Consider the following 18,293-nt stretch of genomic DNA (forward strand, 5'->3'; position numbering starts at 1 on the left):
CGTGCGCCGGATGCGTTCGACGCCGAGGGACGGGTGGGCCGAGAAGGTCGAGGCGCACGGACTGGCGTTCCACCGGACCGCGCACCCCGAGCACCTGACCCGTCCCTACTGGGACGAGTCCGTCCACTACGTCTTCGACATGGACGAGGTGCTGGCGCTAGAGGCCGTCGTCGAGGAACTGCACGAGATGTGCCTGCAGGTGGTGGAGCACGTCGTCAGCACGGGCCGCTACCACGTGCTCGGCATACCCGACTGGGTGGCGCCCCTCGTCGAGGAGTCGTGGCGGCGGCGCGACCCGCACCTGTACGGACGGTTCGACCTCCGCTATGACGGCCACGGTCCCGCCAAGCTGCTGGAGTACAACGCCGATACGCCGACCGCGCTCGTCGAGAGCTCGGTGGTGCAGTGGTACTGGCTGCAGGACGTGTATCCCAATGACGACCAGTGGAACTCCATCCACGAGCGGATGGTCGCCCGGTGGAAGGACCTCGTGCCGAAGCTCGGCGGCGGGCCGGTGCACTTCGCGTGGACCACGGAGGACGAGACCGGCGAGGAGGTCATGACGATCGCCTACATGCAGGAGACCGCCGAGGAGGCGGGCCTGCCGGGCGTGGCGATCGCGATGGAGGACATCGGCTGGGATCGGTCGCGGCGCCGGTTCGTCGACATGGACGAGCAGGAGATCCGCACGCTCTGCAAGCTCTACCCGTGGGAATGGATCGTGGCGGAACCGTTCGGGCGGGAGATCCCTGGCGCGCCGACGTCCTGGATAGAGCCGATCTGGAAGATGGTCCTGTCGAACAAGGCGCTGCTGGTGCTGCTGTGGGAGCTGTTCCCCGGGCATCCGAACCTGCTGCCGGCGTACCTGAACACGCCTTCGGGCCTGACCTCTTACGTGCAGAAGCCGCTCCTGGGGCGGGAGGGCGCGAGCATGCGGATCGTCGCGCCGGACGGCAGCGAGCAGCGCACCCAGGGCGACTACGGCGCGGAGGGGTTCGTCTTCCAGGAGTTCTCCGCGCTGCCGGACTTCGACGGCGAGCACCCGGTGCTCGGCGCATGGGTGATCGAGGACGAGTCGGCGGGCGTGGGCATCCGCGAGACGTCGGGGCTCATCACCGATGACACGTCGTCGTTCGTCCCGCACCGCATCGCCCTGTAGCGGCCTGCGGCGCTCTCCGAGGCGCGGTGCGGCGTTACTGGAGCCTGGAGGGGACGTCGAAGGTGGCGACGACGGCCTGCCAGACCCGCTTGGCGGACTCGCCGTCCGCGAGCGCCTGCTCGATGGTGCGCCCGCCCAGTTCGGCCATGACGTAGTCCTTGGCCACGCTCTGGGCGTAGGCCTCACCGAACTGCTGGTTCATCCGATCCCAGAAGACTGTTAGACGCACGCGTCCACGCTATCCGACGGGCGGGCCGTCCAAGGACCGCGCGATCTCGCCGGGGACGGCGGGGCCGGCCCCTTGGCGGTACTGGCGGTGCAGGCCGGTCAGGTAGCGCTCGACGCCTTCGACGACGCGGGCCGTCCGGTAGGAGGGGAAGACGTCGAAGGCGTGCTGCCCGCCCTTCATCTCGGCGTAGACGACCGGCGCCTCGGAGACGTCCCGCAGCCGTTCGACGAAGCGGCGCGCCTCCAGGACGGGGATGAGCGAGTCGTGGGTGCCGTGGATGACGAAGAAGGGCGGGGCGTCCTTGCGGATGTAGGTGACGGGCGAGGCCTTGGCGTACGCCTCGCGGTTCTCCTCGAAGGGCAGTTTGACGACCATCTTCTCCACCAGCCGGGTGGAGCCCATGGGGACCGGCCATGGGCCGGCGTCCACGAAGTTGTAGACGCCGTAGAAGGGGACGGCGCCCTGGACGGAGGTGTCGGCGTCCTCGAAGCCCGGCTGGAAGTCGGGCACGTTCGCGGTGAGCGCCACCATCGCGGTGAGGTGGCCGCCCGCCGAGCCGCCCGTCACGCACAGGAAGTCGGGGTCGGCGCCGTACTCCTCGGCGTGTTCCTTGTACCAGGCCAGGAAGCGCTTGAGGTCGATCAGGTGCTCCGGCCAGGTGGCGCGCGGGCTGAGGCGGTAGTTGACGTTGAAGCCGACCCATCCCTGGACGGCCATGTGGTTGAGCAGGGGCAGCCCTTGTTCGCGCTTGTCGCCGATGACCCACGCGCCGCCGTGGATCTGCATCAGCCCCGGGCGCAGCCCGTCCGCCGGGCCGTCTCCGGCAGGGCTGTAGACGTCCAGCTTCAGGCGCAGTCGCCCGTCCTGGTGGTAGACGACGTTGCGCTGCACCTTCACGCCCTTGCGCGGGATCAGGCACAGCGGCGGGACGATCAGGGGCGCCAAGGGGAAGCGCGGTGCGCCGTCCGGGTCGAGGTCGAGGGGCGCCCCGCTCTCCCGGAGCGTGACGACGGTACGGCGGGACGCAAGGATGATGGCGACGGTCCCGGCGGCGCCGAGGACGCCGAGGGCGAGGCCCGCCCAGCCGGCCCAGCCGTCCAGTCCGCCGTACGCGGCGGTGAGGGAGAGCGCGGCGATCTCGGTGACGAGCAGGTGCGGGGCCATCTCGATGGTGAGCCAGCCGGAGAAGAAGCTCGGCACCAGCAGGAGCGCGCTGTGCCGGGGGGCGTGCGCGTTGGCCGCGAGAAGGGCGAACAGGATCCCGAGGGCCAGCAGCAGGTAGGGCATCGCGACTCCTTGGCGGCATGCGTCCTTCCGGTAGACCATGCCCATACAAGCGCTTGCTTACAACGTGACGCGCGCCACGTGGGCGCATTCTGTCGGACCCGCGAGGCAGTATGGCGCCATGGGCGGTGACGTGCTCGAACGCTTCTCCCCGGCGACCCGTGCCTGGTTCGCCGGGGCCTTCGCCGCACCCACCCCCGCGCAGGCCGGCGCGTGGGAGTCGATCGCCGGCGGCGACAACACCCTGGTGGTGGCGCCGACGGGGTCCGGCAAGACCCTCGCCGCGTTCCTGTGGTCGCTCGACCGCCTCACCGCCGGCCCGCCGCCGGCCGGCGGCGCGGACGAGGCCGGCGAGGCCGCGCCGGAGGGCCGGTCCGCCCCGGCCGCCGACCCGCTGCGCCGCTGCCGCGTGCTGTACGTCTCGCCGCTGAAGGCCCTGGCCGTCGACGTGGAGCGCAACCTGCGCGCGCCGCTCACCGGCATCCGGCACGCCGCCCGCCGGCTCGGCCTGCCCGAACCGGACGTCCGGGTCGGGATGCGCTCCGGCGACACCCCGGCCGACGAGCGCCGCCGGCTCGCCGTGAAGCCGCCGGACATCCTGATCACCACGCCGGAGTCGCTGTTCCTGATCCTCACCTCGCGCGCCCGCGAGTCGCTGCGCGGCGTCGAGACGGTGATCGTCGACGAGGTGCACGCCGTCGCGGGCACCAAGCGCGGCGCGCACCTGGCGCTGTCCCTGGAGCGCCTGGACGCCCTGCTGGACCGGCCCGCGCAGCGGATCGGCCTGTCGGCGACCGTCCGCCCGCCGGAGGAGGTCGCGGCGTTCCTCGGCGGGACGCGCCCCGCGTCGGTCGTGCAGCCGGGCTCGGACAAGGTGTTCGACCTCGACATCGTCGTCCCGGTCGAGGACATGGGCGAGATGGGGCAGTTCGTCGCGGAGTCCGGCACCGCCGACCCGCGGCAGCGCAGCATCTGGCCCCATGTGGAGGACCGGCTCCTCGACCTGATCCAGGCGCACCGCTCGACGCTGGTGTTCGCCAACTCGCGCCGCCTGGCCGAACGCCTCTGCGGGCGCCTCAACGAGCTCGCCTACGAGCGCGCGACCGGCGAGCCGCTGCCGGAGAACCACTCCCCCGCCGAGCTGATGGCCGAGGCGGGCTCCGCGCGGGGCGCGCCGCAGGAGATCGCGCGCGCGCACCACGGGTCCGTCTCCAAGGAGGAGCGGGCCGGAATCGAGAACGCGCTCAAGGAGGGCCGCCTCCCGGCCGTCGTCGCCACCTCCAGCCTGGAGCTGGGCATCGACATGGGCGCGGTCGACCTGGTCGTCCAGGTGGAGTCGCCGCCGTCGGTGGCCAGCGGCCTGCAGCGGGTCGGCCGCGCCGGGCACCAGGTCGGGGCGGTGTCCAAGGGCGTCATCTTCCCCAAGTACCGGGGCGACCTCGTACAGACGGCCGTGGTGGCCGAGCGGATGCGCGGCGGCGAGATCGAGGAGCTGCACTACCCGCGCAATCCCCTCGACGTGCTCGCACAGCAGATCGTCGCGATGGTCTCCATGGACGAGTGGACCGTCGACGACCTGGAGACCCTCGTCAAGCGCGCCGCCCCGTACGCGACGCTGCCGAGGTCGGCGCTGGAGGCGACCCTCGACATGCTCGCCGGGCGCTACCCCAGCGACGAGTTCGGCGAGCTGCGCCCGCGCCTGGTCTGGGACCGCGTCACCGGCGTCCTGCACGACCGCCCCGGCGCGCAGCGCCTCGCCGTGACCAGCGGCGGGACCATCCCCGACCGCGGCCTGTTCGGGGTGTTCCTGGTGGGCGAGAAGTCGTCCCGCGTCGGCGAGCTCGACGAGGAGATGGTCTACGAGTCGCGGGTGGGCGACGTGTTCGTGCTGGGCGCCAGCTCGTGGCGGATCGAGGACATCACCCCCGACCGCGTCCTGGTCTCGCCCGCCCCCGGCCAGCCCGGCAAGCTGCCGTTCTGGCACGGCGACGCGCTGGGCCGACCCGCCGAGCTGGGCCGCGCGCTGGGCGCGTTCACCCGCGAGCTGGCGGAGCTGCCCGCCGAGGCGGCCCGCGAGCGCGTCACCTCGGCGGGCCTCGACGACTGGGCCGCCGGGAACCTCGTGTCGTACCTGGGCGAGCAGCGGGAGGCCACCGGGCACGTCCCCGACGACCGGACGATGGTCGTCGAACGGTTCCGCGACGAGCTCGGCGACTGGCGCATGGTCGTCCACTCCCCGCTGGGCGCGCGCGTGCACGCCCCGTGGGCGCTGGCCATCGCGGGCAGGCTCCGCGAACGGTACGGCGTCGACGCGCAGGCCATGCACGCCGACGACGGCATCGTCATCCGCATCCCCGACATGGACGAGCCCCCGAGCCTCGACCTCGCGGTGTTCGACGCCGACGACATCGAGCGGATCGTGGTGGACGAGCTGGGCGGCTCGGCGCTGTTCGCGGCGCGGTTCCGCGAGTGCGCGGCGCGCTCCCTGCTGCTGCCGCGCCGCCGCCCCGACAAGCGGATGCCGCTGTGGCAGCAGCGCCAGCGCGCCGCGCAGCTTTTGGCGGTCGCGAGCAAGTACCCTTCGTTCCCGATCGTGCTGGAGACGATGCGCGAGTGCCTGCAGGACGTGTTCGACGTCCCCGGCCTCGTCCAGCTGATGCGCGACATGTCCGGCCGCAAGGTCCGCCTGGTCGAGGTCGAGACGCCGGAGCCGTCGCCCTACGCGCGCTCCCTGCTGTTCCACTACGTCGGCGCGTTCATGTACGAGGGCGACTCGCCGCTCGCGGAGCGCCGCGCCCAGGCCCTGGCGCTCGACTCGGCGCTGCTCGCCGAGCTGCTCGGCCAGGCCGACCTGCGGGAGCTGCTCGACCCGGACGCGGTCGCCGACATCGAGCGCGAGCTGCAGCGCCTCGTCCCGGACCGCCGCGCCCGCGACCTCGAAGGCGTCGCGGACCTGCTGCGCGCCCTCGGCCCGATGACGACCGCCGAGGTCGCCCTCAGGACGACCCTGGCCCCCGGCGACGAGGGCGCCGATCCCGAAGCGGCGGGCGAACCGGGCCCGGCGCGGGAGGTGCTGGTCGCGGCGTCGCGCTGGCTGGAGGACCTCGAGGCCACGCGCCGGGCGATCCGCGTCCGCGTCGCCGGGGAGGAGCGGTGGGCCGCGATCGAGGACGCGGCGCGGCTCCGCGACGCGCTCGGCGCGCCGCTGCCCGTCGGGGTCCCCGAGGCGTTCCTCGAACCGGTGGACGATCCGCTCGGCGACCTGGTGTCCCGCTACGCGCGCACACACGGGCCGTTCCGGACCGGGGACGTCGCCACCAGGTTCGGGCTCGGCGCCGCCGTGGTCGCCGAGACGCTCCGGCGGCTGGCGGGCGCGGGTCGCGTCGCCGAAGGCGAGTTCCTGCCCGTCGAGGCCGTCACGGGCCCGCTGACCAGCGAGTGGTGCGACGCCGGGGTGCTGCGGACGCTGCGCCGCCGGTCGCTGGCCCGGCTGCGCGCCGAGGTCGAGCCGTCCCCGCCGGAGTCGCTCGGCCGGTTCCTGCCGGCCTGGCACGGCATCGCGGGCGGGTCCCGGCTGCGCGGCATCGACGCGCTCGTCCAGGCGGTCGAGCAGCTGCAGGGCGCGGCGGTCCCGGCGTCGGCGCTGGAGTCGCTGGTCCTGCCGTCGCGGGTGGCGGGCTACTCCCCCGCCATGCTGGACGAGCTGACGTCCGCGGGCGAGGTGGTCTGGGCCGGGCAGGGCGGGCTGCCCGGCGGCGACGGCTGGGTCTCGCTGTACCTGGCCGACACCGCGCCGCTGCTCATGCCGGAGCCCGCCGACATCACCCTCACGCCCGCCCACCAGGCCGTCCTGGACGCCCTCGACGGCGGCGGCGCGCTGTTCTTCCGCACCCTCTCCGACCGGGTGAACGCGCAGGTCACCACAGCCGACGCCGACCTCGCCACCGCCGTGTGGGACCTGGTCTGGGCGGGGCGCCTCACCAACGACACCCTCGCCCCGCTGCGGGCGGCGCTCGGCTCGGGGCGTCCCACGCACCGGTCGCGGACGACCCGGCGCGGCCGTCCCGTCCTGCCGTCCAGGACGGGCCCGCCCACGGTCGCGGGCCGCTGGTGGCCGCTGCCGGCGCGCGAGACCGCCGCGACGCTGCGCTCGCACGCGCTGGCGGAGGCGCTGCTGGAGCGGTACGGCATCGTCATCCGCGGCGCGGTGGCGGCCGAGCGCACGCCCGGCGGGTTCTCCGCGGTGTATCCGGTGCTGCGCGCGTTCGAGGAGAGCGGCCGGTGCCGCCGCGGGTACTTCGTCGAGGGCCTCGGCGCCGCGCAGTTCGCGCTGCCCGGGGCGGTCGACCGGCTCCGCGCGCTGCGCCCGTCGGGCACCGCGCCGGACGACCTCTCGGCGCTCTGGGAGGCGCCGCGCAAACCGGACGTGCGCGCGCTGGTGCTCGCCGCCGCCGACCCGGCGAACCCGTACGGCGCCGCGCTGCCGTGGCCGGACCGCGACGACGAGGTCGCGAGCGGCCACAAGCCGGGCCGCAAGGCGGGCGCGCTGGTCGTGCTGGTCGAGGGGCGCCTCGTCCTGTACGTGGAGCGCGGCGGCAAGACGCTGCTGACCTGGGACGACGACCCGGATGTGCTGCAGCCGGCGGTCGACGCGCTCGCGCTCGCTGTCCGCGAGGGCGCGCTCGGCAAGCTGACCGTCGAACGCGCCGACGGCGCGGCGATCAACGACTCGCCGCTCGCCGCCGCTCTGGAGTCGGCGGGGTTCCACCCCACTCCTCGGGGCCTGCGGCTGCGCGCCTGACCCGCGCGGCTGCGCCCCTGACCCGCGCCGCGACTGCGCGCCTGCCCCGCGACCGCCCTGACGCCCGGCGGCCGTCGCCGCTCCGCCGGGCACCGGCGGCCGGCGCGCGCAGCACGACGGCCACGGCGGCGGCGCACGCCAGGACGCCCGCGAGCGAGAGCGGGGCCAGCGTGCTGCCGAACAGGGCCCACGCGCCGAGCATGGTGGCGGGCGGGGTGAGGTAGAGCAGGGCGGAGGCGCGGCCGACGCCGCTGCGCCGGACGTTCACCCAGTACAGGCCGTAGCCGCCGAACATCGCCATCACCACGAGGACGGCGACGGCGGTCCAGAACGCCGGGTCCGCCGGCGGGGCCAGGTCGCCCGTGGCGCCGGCGAGGGCGGTGAAGAGCAGGGCGCTGATCCCGGCCTGGACGGTGAGGGCGTCCACGAGTCCGATGGACGGCCGGGTGCGGCGTTCGAGGAGGGTCGCGCCGACGAGGCAGAGCGTCGCGGCGAGCGGGAGCGCGTAGGCCCAGGGCGGCGCACCGCCGCGCAGGTCGCCGCCGACCACGAGCGCGACGCCGCCGAGTCCGGCGGCGAATCCGGCCAGCTGCCGCCGGGTGATCCGCTCGCCGAGCACGGGCACGGCGAGGACGGCGGCGAGCAGCGGCTGCAGCGCGGTGATCAGGTTGTCGACGCCGGCGCTGACGCCGTGCTCGGCGGCCGCGAAGACGCCGTACAGGTAGCCGCCCTGCCCGAGGGCGCCGATGATCAGGTGCAGGACGAGGTCGCGGCGCGGGATGCGGGGGCGCCGCCATGCGGCCCAGGCCAGGAGCAGCCCTCCCGCGACGATGAACCGCCAGGCCAGCAGGGTGCTCGCCGGTGCGGCGCCGGCGCCGAGCTGCGCGCCGATGAAGCCGGAGCTCCAGGTCACGACGAAGACGGTGCCGATGGCGGCGCCGAGCAGGGCGTCGCGGTGCGGGACGGCGGCGATCCCTCGGGAGGTATACATACCGGTATAGTTACCCTGTATCCACACCGGTATGTAAACTTGGCGCACCAGAGGGATGAGGCCAGGAGCGAAGGAGCCGCCGATGCCGGCCACAGCAGGGGAACGCCCGCTCACCCCCGCCGCGCGGCGGGTGCTCCAGGTCGCGGGCGAGCTGTTCTACGAGCGCGGCATCGGCTCGGTCGGCATGGAGCTCGTCGCGGCCGAGGCCGGGGTGACCAAGAAGACCGTCTACGACCGGTTCGGCTCCAAGGAGGCGCTCGTCCTGGCCTACCTGCGCGCCCGCGACGAGCGCTGGCGGGCCTTCCTCACCAGGTGGATCGACCCGGTTCCCGGCGCCCGCGACCGCGCCCTCGCGACCTTCGACGCCCTCGGGGAATGGCTGTCCACCGAATGCGGGCGCGGCTGCTCGATGGTGAACGCCTGCGCCGAGCTCCCCGACCCCCGCCACCCCGTCCACGCGGTGGCCGCGGAGCAGAAGGCGTGGGTCAGGGACCTGTACGCCGGTCTCGTCGCCGACGCCACGCTGGCCGACCAGCTCCTCATCCTGCACGAGGGCGCGGTCGTCGCGTTCAGCGTCGCCGGCGTCCGCGACGCCACCGCCAAGGCCCGCGCCGCGGCCGACGCGCTCCTGCCCGGGAAGGTCAGCGGCGGCGGCCCTTGAACATGGAGATCAGCCCGCGGAGGGCCCGCTCGTCGAGGGAGCCGAACGGGTTGTCGTGGACGAGGTAGGTCCACGTCGCGGACGGCCGCTTGAGGCCCGCCGCGTCGAGGTCGACGCCTTCCGCGGTCGCGGTGAGCTCCTCGAACGCGGCCACCGACCGCCGGCGGGCGTCGCCGAGGAGGCGCTTGCCCGCCGGGACGGCCTCCCGGTTGAACTCGACCAGCGGGTCCAGGCCGCGGCCGAGCGAGCGCAGGTGGATGCCCTCGCGCAGCTCGGCGAGGAAGGCCAGGTGCTCGGCCCAGCAGCGGTCCAGCTGGTACAGGACGACCTGCCGCGCGGCCTCCGCGACCGCCTCGGCGCCGGCGACCTTCACCAGCTCGGCGTGCTTGGCGGGCGCGTCCGCGGCCATCGCCGTGTCGGCGGCGTCGCCGGTCAGGACGGCGTCGCGTTCGGTGAGCACCTCGCGGCGCTGCAACCCGATCAGCTGGTTGTAGCGCCAGGTGTTGCGGTGCAGTTCGAGGTCGACGCCTTCGGCGACCCGCTGCGCGTGGCCGACGATCCAGTGCGCGCCCTTGTCCTCGACGCGGCCCTCGTCGCCGATCGGGCCCCGGTAGGTCTCGTCGGGCGCGTAGCGGGTGACGAGGTCGTCCTGGAGGCTCGTGAAGAACACCGACCCGCCGGGGTCGCCCTGCCGGCCGGCGCGGCCGCGGAGCTGGTCGTCGAGCCGGCTGCTGTGGTAGCGGCCGGTGCCGATCACCAGCAGGCCGCCCGCGGCGGCGACCTGGTCGCGCCGCGCCCCCTCCTGCTCGGCGGGCGCGGTGCCGGGGACCGGCGCGCCGGGCCCCCCGCCGAGCCGGATGTCGGTGCCCCGGCCCGCCATCTGGGTGGAGACGGTGACCGCGCCCGGCGCGCCCGCCTCGGCGATGATCGCGGCCTCCTCGGCGTCGTTCTTGGCGTTGAGCACGACGGGGTCGACGCCCGCGCGGACGAGCCGGCGGGCGAGCCGCTCGGACTCGGCGACGTCGCCGGTGCCGACCAGGACGGGCCGCCCGGCGGCGTGCGCCGCGACGATCTCCTCGACGACCGCTACCTCCTTGTCGGCGGTGGTGGCGTAGAGGCGGTCCGGCTCGTCGTCGCGGACGCGGGGCCGGTTCGGCGGGACGACGGCGATCTGCAGCCCGTAGAACTCGGTGAGCTGCCCCGCGACGGCCATCGCGGTGCCGGTCATCCCGCAGCGGACCGGGTAGCGGCCGACCAGCTCCTGCACGGTGATCGAGTCGAGGATCTCCCCGGACGGCGACGCCGCCAGCTCCTCCTTCGCCTCGACGGCCGCCTGCAGGCCGTCCGGCCAGCGCTGCAGCAGCGCGACCCGGCCCCGCGACTCGCTGATCAGCTTCACCGCGCCGTCCCGGACGATGTAGTCGACGTCGCGGCGCAGCAGCACCTCGGCGTGCAGCGCGACGTTCACGGCGGTCAGCGTCGCGAGGTTCTCGGGAGCGTACAGGTCGAGGCCGAGGACGCGCTCGACCTCGCGCGAGCCCGCGGCGGTCAGCTGGACGTTGCGGGCCTCCTCGTCGGTGGCGTAGTGCAGGCCGGGCCGCAGCCGCCGGACGAGGTCGGCGTACCGCGGGTCGGCGGGGTCGAGGTCGGCGGCGCCGGCCAGCACCAGCGGCACCATCGCCTCGTCCACCAGCACCGAGTCGGCCTCGTCGACCAGCGCGACGGACGCGGCCCGCTGGACGGCGTCGGCGGGGTCGGTGACGAGCCGGTCGCGCAGGAGGTCGAAGCCGATCTCGCTGACGGGCGCGTACACGACGTCGGCCCCGTAGGCCGCGCGCCGCTCGTCCGGCGTGGACGCCTGCCCGATCGCGTCGACGGACACCCCGAGCAGGGCGTACAGCGGCCCCATCCACTCGGCGTCGCGGCGGGCGAGGTAGTCGTTCACCGACATCACGTGGACGCGTTCGCCGCGCAGCGCGTACCCGGCGGCGGCGAGGGCGCCGGCCAGGGTCTTGCCCTCGCCGGTCGCCATCTCGGCGACGTGCCCGGACAGCAGCGCCAGGGTGCCGGTGAGCTGGACGTCGAAGGGCCGCTCGCCGATCGCGCGGCGGGCGGCCTCGCGGCCGATCGCGCAGAACTCCGGCAGGTCGGCGACCAGGTCCGGGACGGACGCGGCGGCGGTGAGCTCCGCGTCGGTCAGCGCGCGGACCCGCTCCTCGCGCCGTCCGGCCTCCTCGGCGATGGCGCGGAAGGGCTCGAGATCGACGCTTCCCGGCTTCTGGACGAGCCGTCGGAATCGGTCAAGCAGCGCCATAACGCCCCCTCGATGGCTCGGTCACGGTCCCCCCAACGGCCGGGTCGGATCCCTCGTTCCACATGATCACCGCGGAAGGTCTCCGGAAGATCTCCGGGAGGTCTCCGCACGAGGTCTGACCTCGAATTCATCCCCAAGATGGATCCCCCGGAGCCGCCGGTTTGAGACCATAGAGGCATTACGGGGTTGCGGTGGCCACGGGGAGAGCGCCACCGCGGAACGGGGTTTCACCATGACACCTACGGCACGGTGGGCCGCCGCGCAGCGGCGCAAGCGTCAGATCATCAGCCAGACCCTCATCGACCGCGCTCTCAACGACCCGCGCCGCCACGACCAGGCCGCGACCGTCGAGGCGCAGGAGAAGTAACCGGGCGACGAGCGCCCGCGCGGGCCGCCCCCGCGCGGGCGGGCGCCCCCGCCACCGGCGGGGGCGCTTCGGTACGCCCGCACTGCCCGCACCGCTTCGGCACGCCCGCACTGGCCGCACCCGCACTGCCCGCGCCCGCCCCGCATGGGACCCGGCCGGCTCAGCCCTCGCCCGCCGAGAAGACCTCGTCGCGGGCCTGCTCCAGAGCGGCGTACAGGGCGCCGCGCAGCACCGGGTTGCCCTCCACCTCCGTCACCGCGACGGTCGGACGGGTCGGGCTGATCCGCCCGACGGCCCGTTCGATGCGGGTGGCGAGCGGCGCCCCGCCGGCCCGGCCGAGGCTGCCCGACAGCACCACCAGCCCCGGGTCCAGCACGATGTTGACCGAGGTCACGCCGTAGGAGAACCGGTTGGCGAGCTCGTCCAGGAACGCGCCGCCGCGGGACTCGTCGGCGGCGGCAGCGCGGACGCACTCCACCGCCGTCGGCTCGGTGATGCCGTGCTCGTGGGCCAGGGCCCGGACCCCGTCCGCGCCGACGAGCGCCCCGTAACCGCCGGCGAGGGTCGGGATCCCCCACGAGGTCGACTCGGTGACGCCGCCCTCCTCCTCGGGGACGCGCCGGGCCGTGCTCAACGGGAGCGGCGCGCCGGGGACGGGCAGGTACCCGATCTCGCCCGCGCCCCCCGACCGCCCGCGGTGCAGCCGCCCGCCGAGCATCACCGACAGGCCCATGCCGCGGTCGAACCACATCAGCGCGAAGTCGTCGGCGTCGCGCGCCGCGCCGTAGGCGCGCTCGGCGACGGCGGCGAGGTTCACGTCGTTCTCGATCGTCACGGGACGGCGCAGGTCGGTGCGGAGTGCGGCGAGCACGCCCTCGTGCCAGGCGGGAAGGTCGAAGGAGAACTGGACGTCGCCGGAGCGCGGGTCGACGACGCCGGGGGTGCCGATGACGAAGGCGCTCAGCCGGTTCACCGCGACCTTCGCGGAGCGGCACGCCTTGACAACGGCGTTGTGGACCATCTTGACCGGCTCGTCAGCACCGTTCGGATCGACGGTAACCTGGGCGACCATGCGTCCGGTGATGTCGGCGACGCCCGCGGTGACACCGTCCGGCCCCACCTCCAGACCCGCGACGTAGGCGCTCGACGGCACCACGGCGTACAGGGCGGCGTTCGGCCCGCGCCCCCCGGCCTGTTCCCCGACGACCGCCACCAGCCCGCGCTCCTCGAGCCGGGACAGCAGTTGGGAGGCGGTGACCTTGGAGAGCCCGGTGTGCTCGCCGATCTGCGCGCGCGTCAGCGGGCCGTGCTCGACGAGCAGGTCCAGCGCCGCGCGGTCGTTCAGCTCACGCAGCAGCCGCGGCGTTCCCGGGCGTCTGGCCATGCTGGTACCCCTCGATGTCTCAATCCGCTAACGGGCGGTTTTGTTTAGGAAAGTTTCTTGTTAGTTTACCCGCAAGCGCCGACCGACCCCTCATCCGGGGAGGGGCGTGCAGAGCGCCGACTGGCGAGCAGGGCGCCCGCGGGCGACGCGACGGCGAGCGGGGCATGTCCCGGACCCTAAAGGGTCCGGGCGCGCTCCACTCGCATCGCAGGCCGCAAGGCCCCGCGAGGCGATGCCGGAAAGGAACCCCCAGTGAAGTACATCAAGGTTGTGGCCACGGCGGCCGCGATCGCCCTGGCCGCCACGGCCTGCGGCGGCGGAGACGACAAGAAGAAGGACGACTCCGGCGCGGGCAAGGACCCGGCGCAGCTCAAGGTCTGGATGATGGGCGACGGGACCACCGAGCAGACGGACTTCCTCAAGGGCGTCGAGACCGAGTTCAAGCAGAAGCACCCGAACACGGCCGTCCAGATCAAGTACGTGCCGTGGCCGCAGGTCGCCACCACCTTCCAGAAGGCGGCCGCCGGCGGCGAGGGCCCGGACGTGACCGAGCTCGGCAACACCGACGTCCAGTCGCACATCGAGCAGGGCAACCTCGCCGAGGTCACCGACGAGATGTCGGGCTGGGCGGACAACAAGACCCTGAACAAGACCGCCCTCGCCAACGACCAGGCGGACGGCAAGACCTACGCGGTGCCGTGGTACGGCGGCGTCCGCGCCATCTGGTACCGCAAGGACTGGTTCGACGAGCTGAAGATCCAGCCGCCGGCGAACTGGGCGGACCTGGTCACCGCGGCGAAGAAGGTCCAGGACGCCAAGAAGGTGCCCGGCATCGGCGCCCCGAGCGACCAGACCAACGCCCTCGTCAGCTTCATCTGGGGCAACGGCGGCGAGGTCGCCGTCAAGGACGGCGGCAAGTGGACCGGCAAGCTCGACCAGCCGCAGGCCGTCGAGGCCGTGAACTTCTACGCCGGCCTCGTCACCAAGGACAAGGTCGCGCCGGAGAAGTACGTCGGCAAGAACGAGCTGGACGGCCCGCAGCGCGACTTCGCGCTCGGCAAGCTCGGCATGTACATCGACGGCAGCTGGGCGCTGGCGCAGATGAAGAAGATCTCCCCGAAGAACGCCGACAAGTGGGCGGTCTTCCCGATCCCCGCCAAGAACGGCGGGAACGCGCCGGTCATGGCGGGCGGCTCCGACCTCGCCGTGTGGAAGGACAGCAAGGCCAAGAAGGCCGCGTTCGACTACATCACCATCCTCAACAACGCCCAGAACGCCAAGAAGTGGGCCGACATCAGCGGCTTCTCCTCGATGCGCTCGGACGTCCAGTTCTCCGACCCGGCGCTCGCCCCGTTCACCCAGATCGCGGCCAACACCAAGTTCACCCCGATCAGCGCCGGCTGGGGCGACTTCGAGCAGTCCAAGAAGGTGCTGCCGAACGCGGTGAAGGCGATCATGCAGGGCAAGTCCGCCGACGACGAGATGAAGAAGGCCAACGAGCAGGCCAACGAGCTGCTCAACCAGTAGCCGGGCCGCTCGTCCTGGAGCACCGTGCATCCGGCGGGCCCGCACCGCAGTCCCCGCGGGCCCGCCGGATCCCGCACCGCTGGATCTCGCACCGCCGGACCCCGCCGCACCCGGCTCCGCACCGCCGGAACCCGCCGCACCGCGGTCCCGCCCCGCCGGGTCCCGCACGCCACCCGTCCCCGCTGATCGGAAGCGTTCATGCTCGACACCGCTCCCGCGGTGCGCAGGCCGCCGGGCCGGAGACCGTCCGGCCGCGGGCGCCCGCACCGCCGGCCCCGCTTCGGGCCCTACCTGCTGATCGCGCCGACCGTCGTCGTGATCGCCGTGCTGATGTTCTGGCCGATGATCCAGATCGGGATCATGTCGTTCCAGAAGGTCGGCAACCGCCAGCTGCGCGGCGAGCCGGCCGAGTCGGTCGGCACCGAGAACTTCGACACCATCCTCAAGGACCCGCTCTTCTGGGCGGCCTTCCGGCACACCGTGCTGTTCGCCATCGTGGCGGTCACCCTCACGATGGTGATCGGGACGCTGGTCGGGCTGCTGCTCAACCGGCTCGGCAAGCGGATGTCGAGCTTCGTCTCCGGCGGCGTGATGGTCGCCTGGGCGACCCCGCCGGTCACCGCCGCGATCATCTTCAGCTGGCTGTTCGGCTCGACCGGCGGCCTGGTCAACTGGTTCCTCGACAAGCTGCCGGACGCCCTGGTCGGCGGCGGCTGGAACGACTACAACTGGTTCGCCACGCCGCTGTCCACCTACACGGTGCTGACGGTCTGCGTCGTCTGGCAGGCGTGCCCGTTCGTGGCGGTGTCGGTGCTGGCCGGCCTGAAGAGCGTCCCGCGCGAGCTGTACGAGGCGGCGCGGGTGGACGGCTCGGGCCCGTGGCGGACGTTCTGGAGCCTCACCTACCCGATGCTCAAGCCGATCTTCCTCGTCGTCCTGGTGATGTCGATCATCTGGGACTTCAAGGTGTTCACCCAGCTGTTCATCATGTCCGGGATGGCCAACCGCGACGCGTTCAACCTGTCGCTGTACGGCTACTCCGAGGCGTTCGGCGCGCTCAACCCCAAGCTCGGGATGGGCTCGGCCATCGCGGCGGTGCTCACGCTGATCCTGCTCGTCGTCACCGCGCTGTACGTGCGGGTCATGGTGCGTCAGGGGGAGACCCGATGACCCAGGCAACCGTCAAGGCGGGACGCTCCCGGCGCGGCCGCCCGGCCGCGCGCAGGCGGGCCCGCACGATCGGCCTCAACGGGCTCGGCGTGCTGGTGTTCGTGCTGGCGGTGTTCCCCGTCTTCTGGATGGCGTCCACCGCGTTCAAGCCGAACAGCGAGATCTTCAGCACCACGCCGAAGCCGCTGCCGACGCACCCGACCCTGACGCACTTCGACTTCGTGCTCAACGGCGGCATCGCGCAGGTGTCGTTCTGGACCTACTTCCGCAACAGCATCCTGCTGGCCCTGATCACCGTCGTGGCGTCGAGCCTGCTGGCGCTGCTGGCGGCGACCGCGGTGGCCCGGTTCCGCTTCCGGTTCCGGACCACGTTCCTGGTCATGCTGCTGGTCGTGCAGATGGTGCCGTGCGAGTCGCTGGTCATCCCGCTGTTCCTGGACCTCAAGCGGCTCGACATGCTGAACACGCTGCCGGGCCTCGCGGTCGTCTACATCGGGTTCGCGGTGCCGTTCGCGATCTGGATGCTGCGCGGCTTCGTCGCCGCCGTCCCGAAGGAGCTGGAGGAGGCCGCCGCGATCGACGGCGCCGGCCCGATCCGCACCTTCTTCACCGTCATGCTCCCGCTCGTCGCGCCCGGCCTGGTCGCGACCAGCATCTTCTCGTTCATCACCGCGTGGAACGAGTTCATCTTCGCCTTCACGTTCCTGGACGACCAGGACAAGTACACCCTGCCGATCATGCTGCAGTTCTTCTTCGGCCGCAGCAGCACCGCCTGGGGGCCCATCATGGCAGCGTCGACGCTGCTCACCATTCCCGTCATCGCCTTCTTCCTGCTCGTCCAGCGCCGCATGGTGTCCGGGCTGACCGCCGGGGCGGTGAAGGGGTGACCACCGACGACATCGCGACCACCGGCGAGATCGCCCGGCTGGCGCGGGGCACCCTGCTGCCCTCCTTCCCGGGCCCGTCCGCACCGCGCTGGGTGCTGGACGAGCTGGAGGGGGGCCTCGGCGGGGTGACGCTGTTCGCGCTGACCGGCAACGTTCCGAGCCCGGAGTCGTTGGCCGCGCTCACCGCGCAGATGCGCAAGGCGGGCGAGCCTCTCGTGACCATCGACGAGGAGGGCGGCGACGTCACCCGGCTCGGCGGGCACGCCACCGGCAGCCCCTACCCGGGCAACGCCGCGCTCGGCGCGGTCGACGACCCGGAGCTCACCCGGCGGATCTACCGGTCGCTGGGCGCGGAGCTGGCCGAGGTCGGCGTCAACCTCAACTTCGCGCCGTCGGTCGACGTCAACACCGCCGACGACAACCCGGTGATCGGGACGCGCTCGTTCGGCGCGGACCCCGCCCTCGTCGCCCGGCACGCGGCGGCCGCCGTGACCGGCACGCAGGAGGCGGGGGTCGCCGCCTGCTGCAAGCACTTCCCGGGCCACGGCGCGACCGTGGAGGACTCCCATCTCGGCGTCCCGATCGTCGACGCCGACCTGGAGCTGCTGGACCGCCGCGAGCTGGTCCCGTTCCGGGCGGCGATCGCGGCCGGCACCCGCGCGGTGATGACCGGCCACCTCAACCTGCCCGCGATCACCGGCGGGACCCCGGCGACGCTGTCGCGCGCCGCGATCACCGGGCTGCTGCGCGAGCACCTCGGCTACGAGGGCGTGATCGTCACCGACGCGCTCGACATGCAGGGCGCCAGCGGTGCCATCGGCATCCCGGAGGCGTCGGTGCGGGCGCTGATCGCGGGCGCGGACCTGCTGTGCCTCGGCCCGAACGAGCACGCCGAGACGCTCCGGGCGACCCTGGACGCGATCGAGGAGGCGGTGCGGACCGGGCGGCTGCCCGCGTCCCGGCTGCACGACGCGGCGGAGCGGACCCGCCGGCTGCGCGCGTGGCTCGCGGGCAGCAGCCCCGCCGCTGTGGACCGCGCCGCAGGGATGGAGGGCGCCCGCCGGGCCGTCCGGGTGACCGGGGCGCTGCCCGGCTGGAACGGCGCGCCGCTGGTCGTCGAGGCGGAGGCGACCGGCAACATCGCGGTGGGGCCGACGCCCTGGGGCCTGCGGCCCTGGGCGCCCGACGCCGTCCGGGCCGCGGGGGCGCCCGGAGAGGCGGAAGGTGTCCTGGAACGTGCCAGGGGACGCGGCCTGGTGGTCGTGCTGCGGGACGCCCACCGGCACGCCGCGCAGCGGGCGCTCGCGACCGCCCTGCTCACCGCCCGTCCGGACGCGGTGATCGTGGAGATGGGGCTGCCGGTCTGGCGGCCCGGCTCGGCCGTCTACATGGCCACCTACGGCGCCGCGGCGGCCAACGCGCAGGCCGCCGCCGAGATCCTCGGGCTGGTCTCCGCCGCCTGATCGCGGCTCACGAGCCGTGGCGCGCCCGCCGGTCGAAAAGGCCCGGTACCGGCGGG

Annotated in this window: 13 protein-coding genes; 8 read left to right on the forward strand and 5 right to left on the reverse strand. The window is 73.5% G+C overall.

The annotated features are described in order from the left end of the window. The first annotated feature begins 1 nt into the window (after position 1). Positions 2-1,159, forward strand: coding sequence for a glutathionylspermidine synthase family protein (locus amrb99_RS13270; RefSeq protein WP_190856231.1), 1,158 nt, complete (start codon positions 2-4; stop codon positions 1,157-1,159). A gap of 34 nt (positions 1,160-1,193) precedes the next feature. On the opposite strand, the gene amrb99_RS13275 is transcribed toward amrb99_RS13270, so the two are convergent. Together amrb99_RS13275 and amrb99_RS13280 are read right to left on the reverse strand one after the other, a co-directional pair. After that, entirely contained in the window at positions 1,194-1,388 is a 195-nt protein-coding gene (locus amrb99_RS13275) for a DUF3046 domain-containing protein (protein ID WP_190856232.1), read from the reverse strand. A 9-nt stretch (positions 1,389-1,397) separates the two neighbouring features. Next, complete coding sequence (locus tag amrb99_RS13280; protein WP_190856233.1) at positions 1,398-2,675, reverse strand: alpha/beta hydrolase; 1,278 nt, start codon at positions 2,673-2,675, stop codon at positions 1,398-1,400. Between the two features lie 118 nt (positions 2,676-2,793). On the opposite strand from amrb99_RS13280, the gene amrb99_RS13285 reads away from it, so the two are divergent. Next, on the forward strand, positions 2,794-7,473 hold the full coding sequence (locus amrb99_RS13285; protein ID WP_190856234.1) for an ATP-dependent helicase: 4,680 nt from the start codon (positions 2,794-2,796) through the stop codon (positions 7,471-7,473). On the opposite strand, the gene amrb99_RS13290 is transcribed toward amrb99_RS13285, so the two are convergent. Then, on the reverse strand, positions 7,394-8,464 hold the full coding sequence (locus amrb99_RS13290; RefSeq protein WP_190856235.1) for a DMT family transporter: 1,071 nt from the start codon (positions 8,462-8,464) through the stop codon (positions 7,394-7,396). The genes amrb99_RS13285 and amrb99_RS13290 overlap by 80 nt on opposite strands. Positions 8,465-8,546: 82 nt before the next feature. Here amrb99_RS13290 and amrb99_RS13295 point away from each other — a divergent pair, with 82 nt between their 5' ends. After that, positions 8,547-9,125 (forward strand): TetR/AcrR family transcriptional regulator, encoded by a 579-nt coding sequence (locus tag amrb99_RS13295; protein ID WP_190856236.1) that lies wholly within the window; start codon positions 8,547-8,549, stop codon positions 9,123-9,125. Here amrb99_RS13295 and secA2 read toward each other — a convergent pair. After that, positions 9,106-11,439: an accessory Sec system translocase SecA2 gene (gene secA2, locus amrb99_RS13300; RefSeq protein ID WP_190856237.1), complete on the reverse strand. Its 2,334-nt coding sequence runs from the start codon at positions 11,437-11,439 to the stop codon at positions 9,106-9,108. The genes amrb99_RS13295 and secA2 overlap by 20 nt on opposite strands. 232 nt (positions 11,440-11,671) lie before the next feature. Here secA2 and amrb99_RS52345 point away from each other — a divergent pair, with 232 nt between their 5' ends. Beyond that, a complete protein-coding gene (locus amrb99_RS52345; RefSeq protein ID WP_277819903.1) occupies positions 11,672-11,806 on the forward strand; it encodes a hypothetical protein in 135 nt (44 codons plus the stop codon). Positions 11,807-11,966: 160 nt separating this feature from the next. On the opposite strand, the gene amrb99_RS13305 is transcribed toward amrb99_RS52345, so the two are convergent. Continuing rightward, positions 11,967-13,190 carry an ROK family transcriptional regulator gene (locus tag amrb99_RS13305; RefSeq protein WP_190856238.1) on the reverse strand — a complete coding sequence of 408 codons (1,224 nt, stop codon included), beginning with the start codon at positions 13,188-13,190 and terminating at the stop codon, positions 11,967-11,969. A gap of 252 nt (positions 13,191-13,442) precedes the next feature. On the opposite strand from amrb99_RS13305, the gene amrb99_RS13310 reads away from it, so the two are divergent. From amrb99_RS13310 to amrb99_RS13325, 4 genes are all read left to right on the forward strand, one after another. Continuing rightward, a complete protein-coding gene (locus tag amrb99_RS13310; RefSeq protein ID WP_190856239.1) occupies positions 13,443-14,717 on the forward strand; it encodes an extracellular solute-binding protein in 1,275 nt (424 codons plus the stop codon). Between the two features lie 198 nt (positions 14,718-14,915). Beyond that, positions 14,916-15,887, forward strand: coding sequence for a sugar ABC transporter permease (locus amrb99_RS13315; protein WP_190856240.1), 972 nt, complete (start codon positions 14,916-14,918; stop codon positions 15,885-15,887). After that, positions 15,884-16,774 carry a carbohydrate ABC transporter permease gene (locus tag amrb99_RS13320; RefSeq protein ID WP_190856241.1) on the forward strand — a complete coding sequence of 297 codons (891 nt, stop codon included), beginning with the start codon at positions 15,884-15,886 and terminating at the stop codon, positions 16,772-16,774. Before amrb99_RS13315 ends, amrb99_RS13320 begins: the two co-directional genes overlap by 4 nt. Further along, the gene (locus amrb99_RS13325; protein WP_347256659.1) at positions 16,771-18,237 is read left to right on the forward strand and encodes a glycoside hydrolase family 3 N-terminal domain-containing protein; all 1,467 of its coding nucleotides are present in this window, start codon (positions 16,771-16,773) and stop codon (positions 18,235-18,237) included. The genes amrb99_RS13320 and amrb99_RS13325 overlap by 4 nt, the downstream gene beginning before the upstream one ends. Positions 18,238-18,293: the final 56 nt, after the last annotated feature.

The organism is Actinomadura sp. RB99, assembly GCF_014706005.1.
Lineage (GTDB): Bacteria > Actinomycetota > Actinomycetes > Streptosporangiales > Streptosporangiaceae > Spirillospora.

Coding starts and splice junctions, on each gene's coding strand:
- amrb99_RS13280 (WP_190856233.1), bottom strand. CDS start 2,675: ATGCCCTACCTGCTGCTGGCCCTCGGGATCCTGTTCGCCCTTCTCGCG.
- amrb99_RS13285 (WP_190856234.1), top strand. CDS start 2,794: ATGGGCGGTGACGTGCTCGAACGCTTCTCCCCGGCGACCCGTGCCTGG.
- amrb99_RS13290 (WP_190856235.1), bottom strand. CDS start 8,464: ATGTATACCTCCCGAGGGATCGCCGCCGTCCCGCACCGCGACGCCCTG.
- amrb99_RS13295 (WP_190856236.1), top strand. CDS start 8,547: ATGCCGGCCACAGCAGGGGAACGCCCGCTCACCCCCGCCGCGCGGCGG.
- secA2 (WP_190856237.1), bottom strand. CDS start 11,439: ATGGCGCTGCTTGACCGATTCCGACGGCTCGTCCAGAAGCCGGGAAGC.
- amrb99_RS52345 (WP_277819903.1), top strand. CDS start 11,672: ATGACACCTACGGCACGGTGGGCCGCCGCGCAGCGGCGCAAGCGTCAG.
- amrb99_RS13305 (WP_190856238.1), bottom strand. CDS start 13,190: ATGGCCAGACGCCCGGGAACGCCGCGGCTGCTGCGTGAGCTGAACGAC.
- amrb99_RS13315 (WP_190856240.1), top strand. CDS start 14,916: ATGCTCGACACCGCTCCCGCGGTGCGCAGGCCGCCGGGCCGGAGACCG.
- amrb99_RS13320 (WP_190856241.1), top strand. CDS start 15,884: ATGACCCAGGCAACCGTCAAGGCGGGACGCTCCCGGCGCGGCCGCCCG.